Source organism: Hydrogenophaga flava NBRC 102514, assembly GCF_001571145.1.
Classification (GTDB): Bacteria; Pseudomonadota; Gammaproteobacteria; order Burkholderiales; family Burkholderiaceae_C; genus Hydrogenophaga; species Hydrogenophaga flava.
Genome location: NZ_BCTF01000002.1, coordinates 57,093 through 72,478, shown reverse-complemented (window position 1 = coordinate 72,478; position 15,386 = coordinate 57,093). Strand labels below are relative to the sequence as shown.

21 protein-coding genes are annotated in these 15,386 nt (G+C 68.8%); 8 read left to right on the top strand and 13 right to left on the bottom strand.

Annotation, left to right across the window (positions count from 1 at the left end):
• The first annotated feature begins 13 nt into the window (after positions 1-13).
• Positions 14-1,282 carry a M48 family metallopeptidase gene (locus HFL01S_RS02100; protein ID WP_066253996.1) on the top strand — a complete coding sequence of 423 codons (1,269 nt, stop codon included), beginning with the start codon at positions 14-16 and terminating at the stop codon, positions 1,280-1,282.
• A complete protein-coding gene (gene rsgA / locus HFL01S_RS02095) occupies positions 1,279-2,262 on the top strand; it encodes a ribosome small subunit-dependent GTPase A (RefSeq protein WP_084383040.1) in 984 nt (327 codons plus the stop codon). Before HFL01S_RS02100 ends, rsgA begins: the two co-directional genes overlap by 4 nt.
• A 2-nt stretch (positions 2,263-2,264) precedes the next feature.
• Here the strand turns inward: rsgA and HFL01S_RS02090 are convergent, their stop codons facing one another.
• The 6 genes from HFL01S_RS02090 to rpsP form a co-directional block, all read right to left on the bottom strand.
• Positions 2,265-3,194 carry a CobD/CbiB family protein gene (locus HFL01S_RS02090; protein WP_066253993.1) on the bottom strand — a complete coding sequence of 310 codons (930 nt, stop codon included), beginning with the start codon at positions 3,192-3,194 and terminating at the stop codon, positions 2,265-2,267.
• Positions 3,195-3,232: 38 nt separating this feature from the next.
• A complete protein-coding gene (locus tag HFL01S_RS02085; protein ID WP_066253991.1) occupies positions 3,233-3,931 on the bottom strand; it encodes a CoA pyrophosphatase in 699 nt (232 codons plus the stop codon).
• A 96-nt stretch (positions 3,932-4,027) separates the two neighbouring features.
• The gene (rplS, locus tag HFL01S_RS02080; protein ID WP_066254627.1) at positions 4,028-4,384 is read right to left on the bottom strand and encodes a 50S ribosomal protein L19; all 357 of its coding nucleotides are present in this window, start codon (positions 4,382-4,384) and stop codon (positions 4,028-4,030) included.
• Between the two features lie 112 nt (positions 4,385-4,496).
• Positions 4,497-5,273: a tRNA (guanosine(37)-N1)-methyltransferase TrmD gene (trmD, locus tag HFL01S_RS02075; RefSeq protein WP_066253986.1), complete on the bottom strand. Its 777-nt coding sequence runs from the start codon at positions 5,271-5,273 to the stop codon at positions 4,497-4,499.
• A gap of 12 nt (positions 5,274-5,285) precedes the next feature.
• Positions 5,286-5,882, bottom strand: a complete 597-nt coding sequence (rimM, locus tag HFL01S_RS02070; protein ID WP_066253984.1) for a ribosome maturation factor RimM — start codon at positions 5,880-5,882, stop codon at positions 5,286-5,288.
• 16 nt (positions 5,883-5,898) lie between these two features.
• Positions 5,899-6,153 (bottom strand): 30S ribosomal protein S16, encoded by a 255-nt coding sequence (gene rpsP, locus HFL01S_RS02065; RefSeq protein ID WP_066253981.1) that lies wholly within the window; start codon positions 6,151-6,153, stop codon positions 5,899-5,901.
• A 165-nt stretch (positions 6,154-6,318) separates the two neighbouring features.
• Here rpsP and HFL01S_RS02060 point away from each other — a divergent pair, with 165 nt between their 5' ends.
• Both HFL01S_RS02060 and HFL01S_RS02055 read left to right on the top strand, forming a co-directional pair.
• A complete protein-coding gene (locus HFL01S_RS02060; protein WP_066253979.1) occupies positions 6,319-6,849 on the top strand; it encodes a GNAT family N-acetyltransferase in 531 nt (176 codons plus the stop codon).
• Complete coding sequence (locus tag HFL01S_RS02055) at positions 6,846-7,301, top strand: hypothetical protein (RefSeq protein WP_066253977.1); 456 nt, start codon at positions 6,846-6,848, stop codon at positions 7,299-7,301. The genes HFL01S_RS02060 and HFL01S_RS02055 overlap by 4 nt, the downstream gene beginning before the upstream one ends.
• A 24-nt stretch (positions 7,302-7,325) precedes the next feature.
• Here HFL01S_RS02055 and HFL01S_RS02050 read toward each other — a convergent pair whose 3' ends face one another.
• A complete protein-coding gene (locus HFL01S_RS02050) occupies positions 7,326-8,282 on the bottom strand; it encodes an AEC family transporter (RefSeq protein WP_066253974.1) in 957 nt (318 codons plus the stop codon).
• A 24-nt stretch (positions 8,283-8,306) separates the two neighbouring features.
• A complete protein-coding gene (locus HFL01S_RS02045; protein WP_066253972.1) occupies positions 8,307-8,924 on the bottom strand; it encodes a TetR/AcrR family transcriptional regulator in 618 nt (205 codons plus the stop codon).
• Between the two features lie 101 nt (positions 8,925-9,025).
• Between HFL01S_RS02045 and HFL01S_RS02040 the strand changes: the two genes are divergently transcribed.
• Complete coding sequence (locus tag HFL01S_RS02040; protein WP_066253968.1) at positions 9,026-9,475, top strand: ABA4-like family protein; 450 nt, start codon at positions 9,026-9,028, stop codon at positions 9,473-9,475.
• Complete coding sequence (locus HFL01S_RS02035; protein WP_066253965.1) at positions 9,472-10,338, top strand: hypothetical protein; 867 nt, start codon at positions 9,472-9,474, stop codon at positions 10,336-10,338. Before HFL01S_RS02040 ends, HFL01S_RS02035 begins: the two co-directional genes overlap by 4 nt.
• Here the strand turns inward: HFL01S_RS02035 and HFL01S_RS02030 are convergent.
• From HFL01S_RS02030 to HFL01S_RS02010, 5 genes are all read right to left on the bottom strand, one after another.
• Positions 10,331-10,729 (bottom strand): DUF3299 domain-containing protein, encoded by a 399-nt coding sequence (locus HFL01S_RS02030; protein ID WP_245644721.1) that lies wholly within the window; start codon positions 10,727-10,729, stop codon positions 10,331-10,333. The genes HFL01S_RS02035 and HFL01S_RS02030 overlap by 8 nt on opposite strands.
• Before the next feature lie 267 nt (positions 10,730-10,996).
• A complete protein-coding gene (locus tag HFL01S_RS02025) occupies positions 10,997-11,239 on the bottom strand; it encodes a hypothetical protein (protein WP_084383039.1) in 243 nt (80 codons plus the stop codon).
• A gap of 5 nt (positions 11,240-11,244) precedes the next feature.
• Positions 11,245-12,456: an ABC transporter permease gene (locus HFL01S_RS02020; protein ID WP_066253959.1), complete on the bottom strand. Its 1,212-nt coding sequence runs from the start codon at positions 12,454-12,456 to the stop codon at positions 11,245-11,247.
• A complete protein-coding gene (locus HFL01S_RS02015) occupies positions 12,453-13,103 on the bottom strand; it encodes an ABC transporter ATP-binding protein (RefSeq protein ID WP_066254622.1) in 651 nt (216 codons plus the stop codon). Before HFL01S_RS02015 ends, HFL01S_RS02020 begins: the two co-directional genes overlap by 4 nt.
• Positions 13,100-13,615, bottom strand: a complete 516-nt coding sequence (locus HFL01S_RS02010) for a Fur family transcriptional regulator (RefSeq protein ID WP_066253955.1) — start codon at positions 13,613-13,615, stop codon at positions 13,100-13,102. Before HFL01S_RS02010 ends, HFL01S_RS02015 begins: the two co-directional genes overlap by 4 nt.
• A 79-nt stretch (positions 13,616-13,694) precedes the next feature.
• Between HFL01S_RS02010 and HFL01S_RS02005 the strand changes: the two genes are divergently transcribed.
• Positions 13,695-14,501, top strand: a complete 807-nt coding sequence (locus tag HFL01S_RS02005) for a metal ABC transporter ATP-binding protein (protein ID WP_084383038.1) — start codon at positions 13,695-13,697, stop codon at positions 14,499-14,501.
• Complete coding sequence (locus HFL01S_RS02000) at positions 14,498-15,370, top strand: metal ABC transporter permease (protein WP_066253952.1); 873 nt, start codon at positions 14,498-14,500, stop codon at positions 15,368-15,370. The genes HFL01S_RS02005 and HFL01S_RS02000 overlap by 4 nt, the downstream gene beginning before the upstream one ends.
• The last annotated feature ends 16 nt before the right edge of the window (positions 15,371-15,386 follow it).

Below are 15,386 nucleotides of genomic sequence, written 5' to 3'. Positions count from 1 at the left end.
ATAGACTCTCGGCATGGATAGCAGCGCCCTCGCCTTCACTTACCTCTTCTGTGCCTTGCTCGTGGGCGGACTGATCGTCCGCACCGTGCTGGCCAGCCGGCAGATCCGCCACGTGGTCCGCCACCGCGACCGGGTCCCCGATCCGTTTGCTGCGACGATCGGGCTGGATGCCCACCGCAAGGCCGCCGACTACACAGTCGCCAAGGCCCGCTTCGGCATGCTCGAATCGGCCATCGAAGCCGCCCTGCTGCTGGGCTGGACCTTGCTGGGTGGGCTGCATGCGCTCAACCAGCTGCTGCTGCAATGGATGGAGCCCGGCATGTGGCAGCAACTCGCGCTGCTGGGTGCGTTCACTCTCATTGGCGCGGTGCTGACCCTGCCGCTGGGCTGGTGGTCCACCTTCCGGCTGGAAGAGCGCTTCGGGTTCAACAAGATGAGTGTGGGCCTGTGGCTCGGCGACCTGCTAAAGGGCGCCGTGGTCGGCGCGCTGATCGGACTGCCGATTGCGGCGCTGGTGCTGTGGCTCATGGACGCCGCCGGGCCCACCTGGTGGCTCTGGGCCTGGGGGGCATGGATGGTGTTCAACCTGCTGCTGCTGGTGCTCTACCCCACGCTGATTGCACCGCTGTTCAACAAGTTCGAACCGTTGCAGGACGAAACGCTCAAGGCCCGCGTCAATGCGCTGATGCAGCGCTGCGGCTTCGCCGCCAAGGGCCTGTTCGTGATGGATGGCAGCAAACGCAGCGCCCACGCCAATGCCTACTTCACCGGTTTCGGAGCCGCCAAACGCGTGGTGTTCTTCGACACCCTGCTCAAACAGCTCGCGCCGCCGGAGATCGACGCGGTGCTGGCGCACGAACTGGGCCACTACAAGCGGCGCCACATCCTGCAGCGCACCGTGCTGATGTTCGCGCTCAGCCTGGTGGGCTTTGCTGTGCTGGGCTGGGTGTCGAGACAGGCCTGGTTCTACACCGGGCTGGGCGTGGTGCCATCGCTGGAAGCCCCCAACGACGCCCTGGCGCTGCTGCTGTTCCTGATGGTGGTGCCGCTGTTCACCTACTTCCTCTCGCCGCTGCTGGCGCAGCTCGCGCGCCGCCACGAGTTCGAGGCCGATGCATACGCCTGCACACACACCGATGGCCAAGACCTGGCCCGCGCCCTGCTCAAGCTGTACAAGGACAACGCCAGCACCCTCACCCCCGATCCGGTGTTCGCCCGCTTCTACTACTCGCACCCGCCCGCCAGCGAGCGCATCGCGCGCCTGCAAGGTGCGGCTGCATGAACCACTCGCCCCACTCCCGTTCGCGTGCGGATGCCGCGGGCCGGGCTCCGGAGTCCGAGGGGTCCATCGACATCGGACTGGTGGTCGCCGCGCACGGACGGCACTGCTTGGTCGAGAGCCCGGACGGACAACGCCGCATCTGCCACCCGCGAGGCAAAAAGAGCCAGGCTGTGGTGGGCGACCGGGTGCGCTGGATGCCCACCGGGGATGAGGGCAGCATCGAGCGGGTGGAGCCGCGGATCAACCTCTTCTACCGCCAGGACGAACTGCGCACCAAGTCGTTCGCCGCGAACCTCGATCAGGTGCTGGTGCTGCTGGCGGCCGAGCCGGAGTTCTCCGAGAGCCAGCTGGCGCGCGCGCTGGTGGCCGCCGAGGCCGAGGGCATCGCACCGCTGATCGTGCTCAACAAGGCCGATCTCGGTCCCCTTTTCGAGCGTGCCTGGGAGCGGCTGGCCCCCTACCGCGCCATGGGCTTGGCTGTGCTGCCCCTGCGACTCAAAGGCGATGACGATGCCACGTCCGGTCTGAGCCCCCTGATGCAGCGGCTGGAGGGCAAGACGACCCTGGTGCTCGGTCCGTCCGGTGTCGGCAAGAGCACCCTCGTCAACCGCCTGGTGCCTCAGGCCCAGGCACAGACGGGAGAGATCTCGCGCGCCCTGAACTCGGGCAAACACACGACCACCAGCACCACCTGGTATTGGGTCGACACGGCGCGCACCACCGCATTGATCGACTCGCCCGGCTTCCAGGAATTCGGCCTGAACCACATCGAGGCGACCCGGTTGGCCAGCCTCATGCCCGATCTGCGCGCCGCGCTCGGCGCATGCAGGTTCTACAACTGCACCCACCTGCACGAACCCGGCTGCGGCGTGCGCGCCAAGGTGCAGGGCGAAAGCACCGGGGACAACACCATCGCCCCCAACCGGTACCGCATCTACGGTGACCTGTTCGCGGAACTCTCCGCCAAACGGGGCTACTGAGCTCAGCCGAGCAGGCGGGCCAGCGTCAACAGGGCCAGCAGAAGCATCCAGAGCACCACGCTGCGCCACACCAGGCCCACCGCGCTGGCCAGATGGGCAAGCTGGGGCTCGGGCCGGGTCGCGACTCCTTCGGCCTCTTCCAGTTTTCCTTCGCGGGCGTTCAGACGCACGTTGATTGCGCCGGAAGTGGCGGCCAGGACCACGCCATCGGTGCCCGGACCGAACTGTTCGGCCTCACCCCGCCAGCTCGCCACAGCCTCCTCGAAGTTGCCCACCACCGCGAAACCGAGCGCCGTCGCGCGGGCGGGCACATGGTCCACCCACTGCCATCCTGTGGCCGCAGCCTGCTGGGTGGCCTGACTGGGGGTGCCATCGGAGCGCAGCCGCCAGTTGCGCGAGAGGTATTCGGCCATGCGGTAGAACACCGCACCCGCGGGCCCTAGTCCGAGCAGCCAGCACACGACGAACGCCGCCAGCACCCCGAACACGTGGCGGTGTGCGGCCAGCACCGACTGTTCGATCACCTGCCGCAGCACTTCGGCCCGGGGGAGGCTGCTGGTTTCCACGTGCAGCCACTGCGCCAGCTTCTCGCGGGCGAGCAGGTCGTCGCCCACCTCCAGCGCCTGGCGGATGTCGGTGAAGTGGTGGCTGAACTGGCGAAAGCCCAGCGTCACATAGAGCACCAGCACCAGCCAGACGAACGACAGCACGTTGCTGAACTGCCAGAGGCCCCAGTACACGAGGGCCGCCAGCAGGGCCGGCCCCATGGTGGCCAGGCCCCAGGCCAGCCATCCATGCACCGCCTGACCGGTGTCCAGGTTGCGGCGCACCAGCCGGGCCCAGCTCCGCAGACCAGCAAACACGGGGTTGTTGATCGACAGAGGGCGCGCCTGTTCGATCAGGAAGGCCAGCAGGATGGCGAAAAAGATCATGGCCCGATGATAGCGAGCGCCCCGCGCGACCCGGCGCCTCAGGCGGTGAGGAAACGATACAGGTTGCGCAGCATGCCAGCGGTGGCGCCCCAGATGAAGCGCTCTGTCGCGCCCTCCTGGTACGGCATCGAGTACCACTCCCTCATCTCGCCATTCCATTCGAACCCATGGCGGCGGTGGTTCACCGGGTCCATGAGAAAGTCCAGCGGCACCTCGAACACGTCGTCCACCTCGCCAGGGTTGGGCAGGAGCGTGAAACCGGGCTGCACCAGTGCCACCACCGGTGTGATGTGGAACTGCGTGCCCGTCACGTACTCGGGCAGGCGGCCCAGCACCTCCACGTGCGCCGGTTCGAGGCCGATCTCCTCCTGTGCCTCGCGCAGTGCCGCTGCGGTGGCATCCCGGTCCTCGGCATCGACCTTGCCCCCCGGAAACGCGATCTGCCCCGAGTGGGTGGACAGGTGGGCTGTGCGCTGGGTCAGCAGCAGCCCCAGGCGCTCACGAACCACCAGCGGAATCAGCACGGCCGCTGGCGCTGGTGCCCGGTCGGTGAATCGGCGCTCGCGCACCAGCTCCGGGGTCCAGACCGGCGGGCGCGCAAAACGCTCCCGCAGCCCCTCTGGAGTGAGGCGTCCGGCAGGCGCGGCCGCCAGCAACTCGGCGCCGGCACCGTTCAGCACGGGCACCTGGCGCGGATCAAAGGTGGGGGGATAGCGCGTTGGCGCAGTGGAAGACATGGGGACGAGTATGAAACAGGCACAAAAAAGCCGCTCGGGTGAGCGGCTTTTCGAGGTGGGTCATCAGGCGCCCGGCTCTTGGCGGAAGCTGTGTGCTTACGCGCCCAGTTTTTCCTTGATGCGGGCCGACTTGCCGCTGCGCTGGCGCAGGTAGTACAGCTTGGCACGGCGCACGTCACCGCGGCGCTTGACTTCGATCGAGGCGATCAGCGGGCTGTACAGGGGGAACGTACGCTCCACGCCTTCGCCGTTGGAGATCTTGCGCACGATGAAGCTGGAGTTCAGACCGCGGTTGCGACGGGCCACCACCACGCCTTCGTAGGCCTGCACGCGCTTGCGGGTGCCTTCGATCACGTTCACGTTGACGATCACGGTGTCGCCAGGGGCGAACGCGGGAATGGTCTTGCCAAGGCGAGCAATTTCTTCCTGCTCGAGGGTCTGGATGAGGTTCATGGTTTCCTGTTCAACGATCATGGCCGCGCTACACAAGAGGCTGCAATTCCCTGACCACCGCCGAGGTGGTCACCGGTCACAACGGCCGGCCAGAGGATCGAAAAGCCTTGGATTATAGCTTTTTCAAGGAGCGCAGGAAAGCTTCGTCGACCGGCGTGAGCCGCCCCGCCTCCCGCGCCTGCGCCAGCAGGTCCGGTCGCTGGCGCGCGGTGAGCGCCAGACTCTGCTCCCGGCGGTAACGCGCGATGCGCTCGTGGTGCCCGCCCATGAGCACTTCAGGGGCCGCAGCGGGGCCTTGCGGTCCCTCCCACACCTCGGGTCGCGTGTGGTGCGGACTGTCCAGGAGCCCGTCCAGCGCCGGATTGAAGCTGTCCTGCTGGTGGCTGCCTTCGTCCCCTAGCACGCCTGGCATCAGACGCGCCACCGAGTCGAGCAGGGCCATGGCGGCGATCTCGCCGCCCGAAAGCACGAAATCGCCCAGGCTGATCTGGCGATCCACACAGGCGTCGATAAAGCGCTGGTCGATGCCTTCGTAGCGCCCGCAGACCAGCACCGCGCCTGCGCTTTGCGAATAGCCGACCGCCATGGCGTGATCCAGCCGCTGGCCGGTGGGCGAAAACAGCACCACCGGCGCAGGCGCGCCCTCTGGTTCGGCGCGGTCGGCGCGGATGGCCCGCAGGCAGCGCCACAGAGGCTCGGCCATCATGACCATGCCGGGTCCGCCGCCGAAAGGCCGGTCGTCCACGCGGCGGTAGTTGCCCTCGGCGAAGTCGCGCGGGTTCCAGAGGCGCACGTCCACCTGTTTGGATTCGAACGCCCGTCGGTTGATGCCGCTGCGGAAGAACGGTTCGAAGAGTTCGGGAAAAAGCGTGATGACGTCAAAGCGCATGGCGCGCTCCGGTCAGTAGTCGGTCTGCCAGTCGGCGGTGATGCGGCGGGCCTTCAGGTCCACATCGTCGATGTAGGCCGCCACAAAGGGCACCATGCGCTCGGCCGTCTTGTCGACGCCATCCACGGTCTCGGTGTATTCCATCACCAGCACAGAGGTCGGGCCGGTGGGCATGAGGTCGCGCACCACACCGAGGTGCACGCCCTCGCGGTTGACCACATCCAGACCGATCAGGTCGACCCAGTAGTACTCACCGTCGGCGGCGGCCGGAAAGGCGCTGCGCGGCACGTGGATGCGCACACCCTTGAGCGCCTCGGCACCGTTGCGGTCCGCCACACCCTCCAGGCGGGCGACGACGCCATCGGAATGCACCTTGATCTCGGCCACGCGCACACGAACCGGGCCTGCAAACGTCGAAAAGCCGCGCGCGAACCGGGCTTCGGGCGGCAACAGGAACCAGTCGGGTGATTCGAACAGCGCACGGGTGTCGGCGCTGTACGGCTGGATGTGGACCCAGCCTTTGACGCCCCAGGCGTCAAGAAAACGGCCCAGTTCAACCGCATCCGCCGGCAGGGGCGATGCTTCGAACGGGCCGTTCGAGGGGATCACTGCGAACGCAGGGAGATCAGGCAGCGGCCTTGGCGGCGGCTTGCTTGACCAGACGGGCCACGGTGTCCGACGGCTCGGCGCCGACGCCGGTCCAGTAGGTCAGGCGGTCCTGGGCGATGCGCAGGGGCTCTTCGCCACCCTTGGCCAGGGGGTTGTAGAAGCCGATGCGCTCGATGAAGCGACCGTCGCGGCGGTTGCGCTTGTCGGCGACCACGATGTTGTAGAACGGACGGGCCTTGGCGCCGCCGCGGGAGAGTCGAATGACGACCATGATTTATCCTTCGGGTGGTGGTGAACACCGGCACAACACGTGACAGTGTTTTCTCACAGCGCTTGAGACACACGACTGACCACCCGGCCAGCGAAACGCTGCAAAGCCTGCCATTATAGCCGGCTGTCTCCAGAACCCAAGCACCTCATTTCCCCCGCCCCTCCCATGCCCCTGATCCGCCCCAGCACCGAGCACGACCTGCCCGCCATCACCCGCATCTACGCACACCATGTGCTGCACGGCACCGGCACTTTCGAAACCACCCCACCCACCGTGGAAGAGATGACCGCCCGCCGGGCCGACGTGCTGTCCAAGGGGCTGCCTTGGCTGGTGGCCGAGGAAGCCGGCGAGATCCTGGGCTACGCCTACGGCAACTGGTTCAAGCCACGGCCGGCCTACCGCTTTTCGGTGGAAGACTCCATCTACCTCGCCCCCGAAGCCGCCGGCAAGGGCCTGGGACGCGCGCTGCTGGCCGAGCTGCTGGCAACCCTCGAACGCAGCGGCATCCGCAAGGTGATGGCGGTGATCGGCGATTCGGCCAACGCCGGCTCCATCGGGGTGCACAAGGCCCTGGGCTTCGAGCAGATCGGTGTGGTCCAGGCGTGCGGCTGGAAATTCGGGCGCTGGCTGGACATCGTGATGATGCAGCGCGCCATTGGCGAGGGGGACCGCACCCCGCCTGAGGGCGAGGCATGAGCCGTCCGAAAAGCAAAACACTGACCGTCTGGCTGGCCGTGCTGGGCGGTCACATGGGACTGCACCGCTTCTACCTGCGTGGCCTGGGCGACTGGATCGGCTGGCTGCACCCCATCGCTTCGGCGCTGGGCTGGTGGGGTGTTGAGCGGGTGGGCGCCTTCGGGCAGGACGACGTGCTGTCGTGGCTGCTGATTCCGTTTCTGGGCATGAGCATCGCCACCAGCTGCCTGGCCGGCATCGTCTACGCGCTGAGCGACCGGCCGCGCTGGAACGGCTGGTTCAACCCGCAGGCACAACCCGAAGACAGCGCCGGCGCCACCAACTGGCTGACCATCGGCGCGCTGGTGCTGGGCCTGCTGGTGGGAACCATAGCCTTCATGGGGAGCCTGGCCTTCGGCATCCAGCGCTACTTCGAGTACCAGGTCGAAGAGGCCCGCAAGATCAGCCAATAGGGTGGACCACCCCGCGCCAACCGATCAGTTCACATATGTCATCAGGAGCATCACGGCGCTGAGCGTGAACAGCGCCAGCACGGTCGACAAGCCCATCGCGGCGGTCGTGAGACCTTCGGCCACCTCGTAGCGCTGCGCGAACAGGAAGACGTTGGCGCCCATCGGCAGCGCCGCGGCCACCACCATCACCGTCAGGGGCAGACCAGTGATGCCCCAGGCCCAGGCCGACACCCCGACGAGCAGCGGCAGCACCAGGTTCTTGGACGCCGTGATCCACAGAGCGGGCTTGAGGTGTCCGCCCAGCGGGGTGCGCGCCAGCGTGACGCCCACCAGCACCAGCGCCAGCGGACCGAAGGCGCTGCCCAGCAGCTGCAGCGGCTTGTCGACCACGGCCGGCAGGCTCCAGCCGGTCTGCGCGAACAGCAGACCGCTGATGATGGGCAGCGGGATCGGGTGGATCAGCGCGCCCTTGAAGGCCGACCAGGCGGTCTCCAGCACATGGGGCGCGCGCTCACCGCCGTCGCGCGCCTCGCGGGCGACCACCAGCTCCAGCACCACCGAGCCCACGGTGAGCAGGATCAGCGCATGCACCGACACCAGGGTCAGCAGCGTCACCAGCGCCGCCTTGCCGTAGGCCAGCTCGACCAGGGTGATGCCGATCATCACCATGTTGGAAAACACCCCGCCCAGGGCCATCACGACGCTGGAGCGGTTGAAGCCCCGCCAGGCGATGGACGCAGAGAGCAGCAGCAGCGCCGCCGGGAAATAGGCCGCCAGCGGCCGCAAGTCCAGCGTTTCGACGTGCACACCGCTCATGGTTCGGAACAGCAGCGCCGGGATCAGCAGCAGGAACACCAGGTTGGACAGGTCCCGCACCGCGGACTCGCGGATCCAGTCGCGCCGCCCGGCGAAGTAGCCCAGGGCGATCAGCAGGAAGACGGGGGTGAGGGAGGCGACGACGGGGTGGCTGGCGAGGTTCACCCGGGCGATGCTACCCGCGCCCCGTCAACACTGCCCGGCCGGGGCCAGCATCTGGCGCGCAAAGGGCTCCAGCACGGACCGGGCGTAAGCGCGCCGCTCGGCGGCCCCGGGCAGTTGCACGCCCACGGGTCCGTCGATGACCAGACAGGCCAGGCCGTGCACCTGCGACCAATAGACCATGGCAAGCGTGGCCACCTGGTCGGCGCCGTGGATTTCCGACACCAGCCGCTCCAGCTGCGCATAGGCCGATGAGCCCGATTTCTGGGCCTCGGGAAAGCGGGTGACGTCGCACAGCTCGGGCCGGAACATGACCCGGAACACGCCCGGGTGATCGATGGCGTAGCCGACGTAGGCCAGTCCCGACGCAATGCCCGCCTCCAGCCGGCCCACGGCGGCAATCTGCTCGTTGGCCTGCGCCAGCCGGGCGCTCAGCTCGGTGAAGCCGCGCATCACCAGTTCGGCCAGGATGGCCTCGCGGTCGGCGAAGTGGTGGTACGGCGCCTGGTGGGTCACGCCGCTGCGGCGCGCCACCTCGCGCATGGACAGGGCGGCCAGCCCCTCGGCTTCGAGCAGGTGCTCGGCGGCTTCGAGGATGCGCTGTTTCAGGTCGGGCTGTGCGGGGTCGGTGGAACGGGCAGACATGGCCCGAGTGTGCATCACTTGACAGTGTCAAGTCGAGCCCATAGGATGCCGGACCAGACACTGTCTAGTTCATGCCAACCCAACCCGCCCAGGAGTGCCCGATGTCCCCCGATGCCGTGTTTTCCCTTTGCAACGCGCTGGCGCTGCTGGCCTGGACCGCCCTGATCGCGTCGCCTGCGCGGGCCCCCTGGAGCGGGCGCGTGCGCTGGCTCTCCGGCCGCGCGGTGCCGGTGCTGCTGTCGGCCGTGTACGCGCTGATGCTGCTGACCCACTGGCGCGGCGAAGGCGGTTTCGGCAGCCAGGCCGAGGTGCGTGCGCTGTTCGATGTGCCCGGCGTGCTGGTGGCCGGCTGGGTGCACTACCTGGCCTTCGACCTGTTCGTGGGCAGCTGGATCGCGGCCGAAGCCGCGCGCCTGGGCTGGCCGCACGCCTTGCTTGTGCCGCTGCTGGTGCTGTGTTTTCTCTTCGGACCGCTGGGCCTGCTGGCGTTTGCCCTGGTCCGCAGCCTCCGCCGTTCCGCCGCCCCTTCCACCACCGGAGTCGCCCCATGAAACCCTCCTCCGCCCTCGCCGCCTTTCCTGCCCTCACGCCCGACCGGGCGCGGTCGTTCACGCCATCGGTTCTGCTGCGCGAGGCCCTCGAACGCCAGCGCACCCTCACCATCGCCGCCCTGCTGATCTGGGCCGCCATGCTGCCCGCCCTGGTGGCGCTCGGTCTGGACGAGCGCACCGTGCGAGAGGTGAACGTCTGGGTCAAGCCGCTGAAGTTCATGGCCTCGATCGGCTTGTTCTGGCTCTGCACCGCCTGGTTCGTCGGCCTGCTGCCCGAGGCACAGCGGCGCCACGCCAGCGTGCGTGCGCTGGTGGCGGTGGCCCTGGGCGCCGGCCTGTTCGAGATCGGCTACATCACGCTGCAGGCCGCGCTGGGCCAGGCCTCGCACTTCAACTTCAGCAGCCCGTTCCATCAGGTCATGTACACGCTGATGGGCCTGGGCGCGCTGGCGATGACGGCGACGCAGCCGGTGCTGGCCTGGCGCATCGCGCGCCACGGCAGGGCCGACCTGGCACCCGTGTGGCGCGAAGCGGTCGTGATCGGCCTGGTCCTGACCTTCGTGCTGGGTGCGGGCGCGGGCGGCCTGCTGGGTTCGGTGCAACCCCCGTCGGGTGCGGGCCTGCCGGTGGTGGGCTGGCACCTGGGCGGCGGCGACCTGCGGCCGGCGCACTTCGTGGGCATGCACGCGCAGCAGTTCATTCCCTTCGTCGGCGCCCTGCTGGCGGCCGCGGGCGCGGGGCGGCGTGGGCTCTGGGGGTTCGTGGCGCTCTACACCGCGCTGTGGGTGGTGGCGATGGCCAATGGCCTGGACGGCGCGGTGTTCACGCCACCGCCCATGGCCTACGGCACCAGCGCTACTTGACGCCGACCGCTTCGGTCATGCGGTAGTACAGGCCGTAGGGGTCGTTCTGCAGCACGTGGAACGTGCCCTCGACCACCACCGCATTGAGGCTGTACTTGACCGGCGCCTTGGTGCGGACCTCGATCATGCTTTCCGGCCCGCCCGGCGTGCAGAACGAACAGGTCGGTGGCACCGATGCGAGCAGGAAGTGGCGCTGCTGCTCGCCCGGCCCCAGCGGCAGCATGAAGCCCTGCACCTTCTGCGTCTTCTGGTTCAGCGCCTGCACGCCCGGTGTGTAGACCGGTGTGATGCGCTTGTTCTTCACCTCGGTCTTGATGTCGGTCAGCAGCGACCAGGGCACCACGTCCTCGCGCGGCTTGAGCGGCGCAAACGGCGACAGCGGACTGTGCACCCCAGCCCCCTGCCCTTGCACATGCGGAGGCACGACGGGATCGGCTGCAGCCCCGGCGGCCGGCGCGGCAGGCGTGCCAATGGGCGACGTCAGCTGCGCCAACGCCAACCCGGAGAAACAAGCCAGCGGCAACAGCAAGCAACGAAAACGAAGATTCATAAGAGAGCAAGGACTTCATTCAAGAACGCGGCGGAACCGGCTCCGCCGGGCCGCTCGCGTTGCCCCCTGGAGGGGGTGACGCGCGAAGCGCGGCGCGGGGGTGGCCCATTAATGCGCGTGCTTCATCCCACAGTATTTGCCAATCGCCAGACCCCTGCACGCGGCCTGAAGTTCCGCCATGCAGACCTTCTCGTCCCTCTTGGTCTCCAGGCATTTGGCCGCGCCCTCGTGGGCCGCGGCCATGGCGCGGTGGCGCTGGATGTCTTCCTGCAGTTCCTTGTCGGAGTGCTGCGCCAGCGCGGCGGTGGTCATGCAGGCGGACAGGGCCAGGAAGAGAGCGGTCTTTTTCATCGGTTTCACCTCGTGTTCAACAACTGGGTCACATCGACCCGATAGGCGCTGACGGCCGGCACCAGCGCCGCCACCACCGCCACCCCCAGGGCCAGCAGCGGCACCCACCCTTCGGCGGGCACCCACTGCCAGCCCGTGATGGCCAGCGACTGCTGGTCCATCAACATCTGCCCCATCAGCGCGGTCAGACCGTGTGCCGCCAGCAAGCCCAGCGTGCAGGCCATCAGCGCCAGCCACAGCGATTCGCACAGCACCAGCGCGCCCACCCGGGTCGGCGGCGCGCCGAGCATGCGCAGCATCGCCAGGTCGTGGCGGCGCTCGCGCACCGCGCCCCAGAGCGCGATGAACACCGACAGCCCGGCCACCGCCAGCAGCACCGCGCCCAGGCCTTGCAGCACACGCGTGCCCACACCCACCATGCTCAGCAGGCGCGTGATCTCCACCGCCGGCGAGGCCGCCTGCATCGGCGTGCTGTCGTTGATGAAGCGCGGAAAGCTCGCGGCCGCCAGCGGCGTGCGGTAGCGGATCAAGGCCAGCGTCACCTCCCGGTCGGCCTCGATGGCCGCGCGGTCTTCTTCGTCCATGTCCTCGGTGGCGTGCATGTCGTCGTGCACCTTCCAGACCGATTCGGTCGCCGTCAGCACCAGCCGGTCGAGCACACAGCCGCAGGGCGCGAGCACGCCGTTCACCGCATACAGCGCCTCGCCGTGCACCGCGCCGCCGCTGCCCAGCCCGTGCGCACCGACGAAAGACTGGCCTAGCGCCAGACCGGTGCTGCGCGCCACCTGGGCGCCCAGCACCGCCTGCATCGGCGCGGTCCAGAACGCGCCCTGCGCCAGGGTCGCGCCGTAGTGGGTTGCGTAGTCCGGCGTGGTGCCGACGATGCGGAAGCCCTGCAGGTTGTCGCCCAGGCTCAGCGGAATCAGCTGCGCCACCTGTGGATGGGCCTGCAGCTTCTTCACTTCCTCCAGAGGGATGTTGCCCGGCGGCACATCGATGTGGAACACACCCGCCAGGATCAGCTGCATCGGGCTGCCCTTGGCGCCGACCACCGCGTCGATGCCCTGCAGGTCGCGCTCGAACGCACGGTCCACCTGGTGCTGTGCGATCAGCACGAAGGCCATCGAGGCCAGCCCGAGTGTGAGCAACAGCAGGTTCAGCGCCGTGGACAGCGGACGCGACCAGAGGTAGCGCCAGGACAGGCTCAGCACGTTCATGCCACTCCCTCCCGCGCCAGCCGCAGCGTCTGCGCGGCGGGCAGCGCCTGCACCACGCGTGCGTCGTGGGTCGAGATCACCAGCGTCGCGCCGACCTCGGCGGCACCACGCTGCAGCAGCGCCAGCGCGGCCGCGCAGGCCTCGTCGTCCAGGCTGGCCGTGGGTTCGTCGACCAGCAACACTTTGGGCTGCAGCAGCAACGCCCGCGCCAATGCCACCCGCTGAGCCTGGCCACCCGAGAGCTGCGACGGTTTGCGCTCCGTCAGCGCCGACAGGTCCAGCGCCGACAGCGCACGCCCGATGGCGCCCCGGTCCACCGGCAGTCCGGCGGCGAAGAACACCAGCGCCAGGTTGTCGGCCACCGACAGCGCTTCGCTCAGGAACAGCTTCTGCGGCAAAAAACCCAGGCAACGCGCGCGCCAGCGGTCGCGGGCCGCGCCGGCCAGCGCGTGCACCGCCTGCCCGACCACGACCACCTCCCCGGACGATGGCGTGAGCAGACCGGAGACCAGGGCCAGCCAGGTGGACTTGCCGCTGCCCGAGGGCCCGCGCAGCAGCAGCGTGCCGCCCTGCGGCACCGCCACGTCGGGGAAGCGCAGGACAGGCGCCTGCGAGTAGGAGAAGGCAAGGTCGCGGGTCTCGATCACCGCGGCGGCTCCGTCGCCGGGCTGCCCGAGGGATCGGCGCAGTCGGCGCATGTGCCGTGCACGGCCATGTCCAGCCGCAGGCCCCGGTGCCCCATGCCCGCCAGCGTGCGCATCAGCTCGTCGGCCACGGCCCGCGCCGGTTCGCTCGCCGAGGCCAGGCGGAACTGCCGATGGCAGGCGTCGCATTCGAAGCGCGGCGCAGTGCCGTCCTCGCTCAGGTCGGCCAGTCGGAAGCGCCAGGTGCGCGCGTCGTCGTCGGTCTGGCGCTGCAGCACACCACAGGCGGCCAGGCGTTCCAGCAGCCGGTAGAGGGTGACGCGGTTGATGTCCAGCCCGCGAGTCTGCAGCGAGGCCAGGGCCTGGGCGTGGCTGAGCGTGCCCTGCGGGTTGGCCAGGAACAGGCCCAGCACCGCGCGTGTGGCGAGGGTGCGGCGCAGGCCGGCGGCTTCCAGACGGGTCTGGATCTCGGCCGGCACGGTCACCGGTTCTTTGGGGCTGGGTCGGGTTGCCATAGAAGGCCTCCATTATCGCAACAATGTTGCGTTAACATTCGCACTATCGCAATTGAGTTGCAACAGTTTACACAGCCCAATGACAGGCCCCCAAGCCCCCACCATCACCCTGCGCGACTTGACGCTGGGCTACGAGCGCCACCCGGCGGTGCACCACCTGAGCCTGCACATTGAACCCGGTGCGCTGGTGGCCGTGGTCGGTCCCAACGGCGCCGGCAAAAGCACCTTGGTCAAGGCGCTGGCCGGAGCGCTGGCGCCGCTGTCGGGCCACATCGAAGGCCTGCGGCGCGAGCACATCGCCTGGTTGCCGCAGCACAGCGAGCTCGACGCCAGCTTTCCCATCGACGTGCGTGGCATGGTGGCCAGCGGTCTGTGGCGGCGGGTCGGCGCGCTCGGGCGCTTCACCGCCGCGCACCGGCAGCAGTGCGATGCCGCGCTGGCCGCGGTCGGCCTCTCGGGCTTCGAGAGGCGCGGGCTGGACACGCTCTCGGGCGGGCAGCTGCAGCGCGCGCGGTTCGCGCGGCTGGTCCTGCAGGACGCGCCCGTGGTGCTGCTGGACGAACCCTTTGCCGCGGTGGACCAGCGCACTACCGCCGACCTGCTGGCCCTGTTGCACGGCTGGCAGCGCCAGGACAAGACGGTGATCGCCGTGCTGCACGATCTGGCGCAGGTGCGAGAACACTTCCCCCAGACCCTGCTGCTGGCGCGCGAGCCGGTGGCCTGGGGCGCCACGGCCGAGGTGCTGACCGACGCGAACTGGGCCCGCGCGCAGTCGCTGCGCGAACCCTTCGACGAGCAGGCCGGCGAATGCGAGACCGGCTCGCCCGCCAGGGGGTATCACCCGCACATGCACTCGCAGGGCCCCGCGCTGGAGGCCACGCCATGAACGAAGGCAACCTGATCTTCGGCCCCTTCATCGAATTCGGCTTCATGCGCCAGGCCCTGCTGGGCTGCATCGCGCTGGCCCTGTCGGCCGCTCCGGTGGGCGTGTTCCTGATGCTGCGGCGCATGAGCCTCACGGGCGACGCCATGGCGCACGCCATCCTGCCGGGCGCGGCCATCGGCTACCTGCTGTTTGGCCTGTCGCTGGCGGCCATGACGGTGGGCGGCATCGTCGCCGGTCTGGCGGTGGCCATCGGTTCCGGCCTGGTGGCGCGCCACACGCTGATCCGCGAGGACACCAGCCTGGCAGCCTTCTACCTGATCTCGCTCTCGCTGGGCGTGCTCATCGTCTCGGTGCGCGGCAACAGCGTGGACCTGTTGCATGTGCTGTTCGGCAGCGTGCTGGCGCTGGACGATGCGGCGCTGGCACTGCTCTGGGGCATCACCGGCGTGACGCTGGTCACCCTGTTCCTGATCCGACGACCGCTGATCCTCGAATGCCTGGACCCGGGCTTCCTGCGCCAAGTCAGCGGGCTGGGCGCGGTGGCGCACGTCGGCTTTCTGGCCCTGCTGGTGATCAACCTGGTGGCCGGCTTCCACGCACTGGGCACGCTGATGGCGGTGGGCATCATGGTGCTGCCGGCCGCCAGCGCGCGCTTCTGGGTGCGGCGCCTCGGCCCGCTGGTGGCCGTGGCCACCGGCATCGCGCTGCTCACGTCCATCGCCGGCCTGCTGCTGTCCTACCACGCCGACTGGCCGACCAGCCCGGTCATCGTGCTCGGCCTGGGCACGGTCTACCTGCTGTCCATGGCCTTCGCGCCGCGCGGCGTGCTGCGCCAGCGTCCCACCGGCCCGCGCCACCTGCAGGCCTGAACCGTTTTCTCCTCCC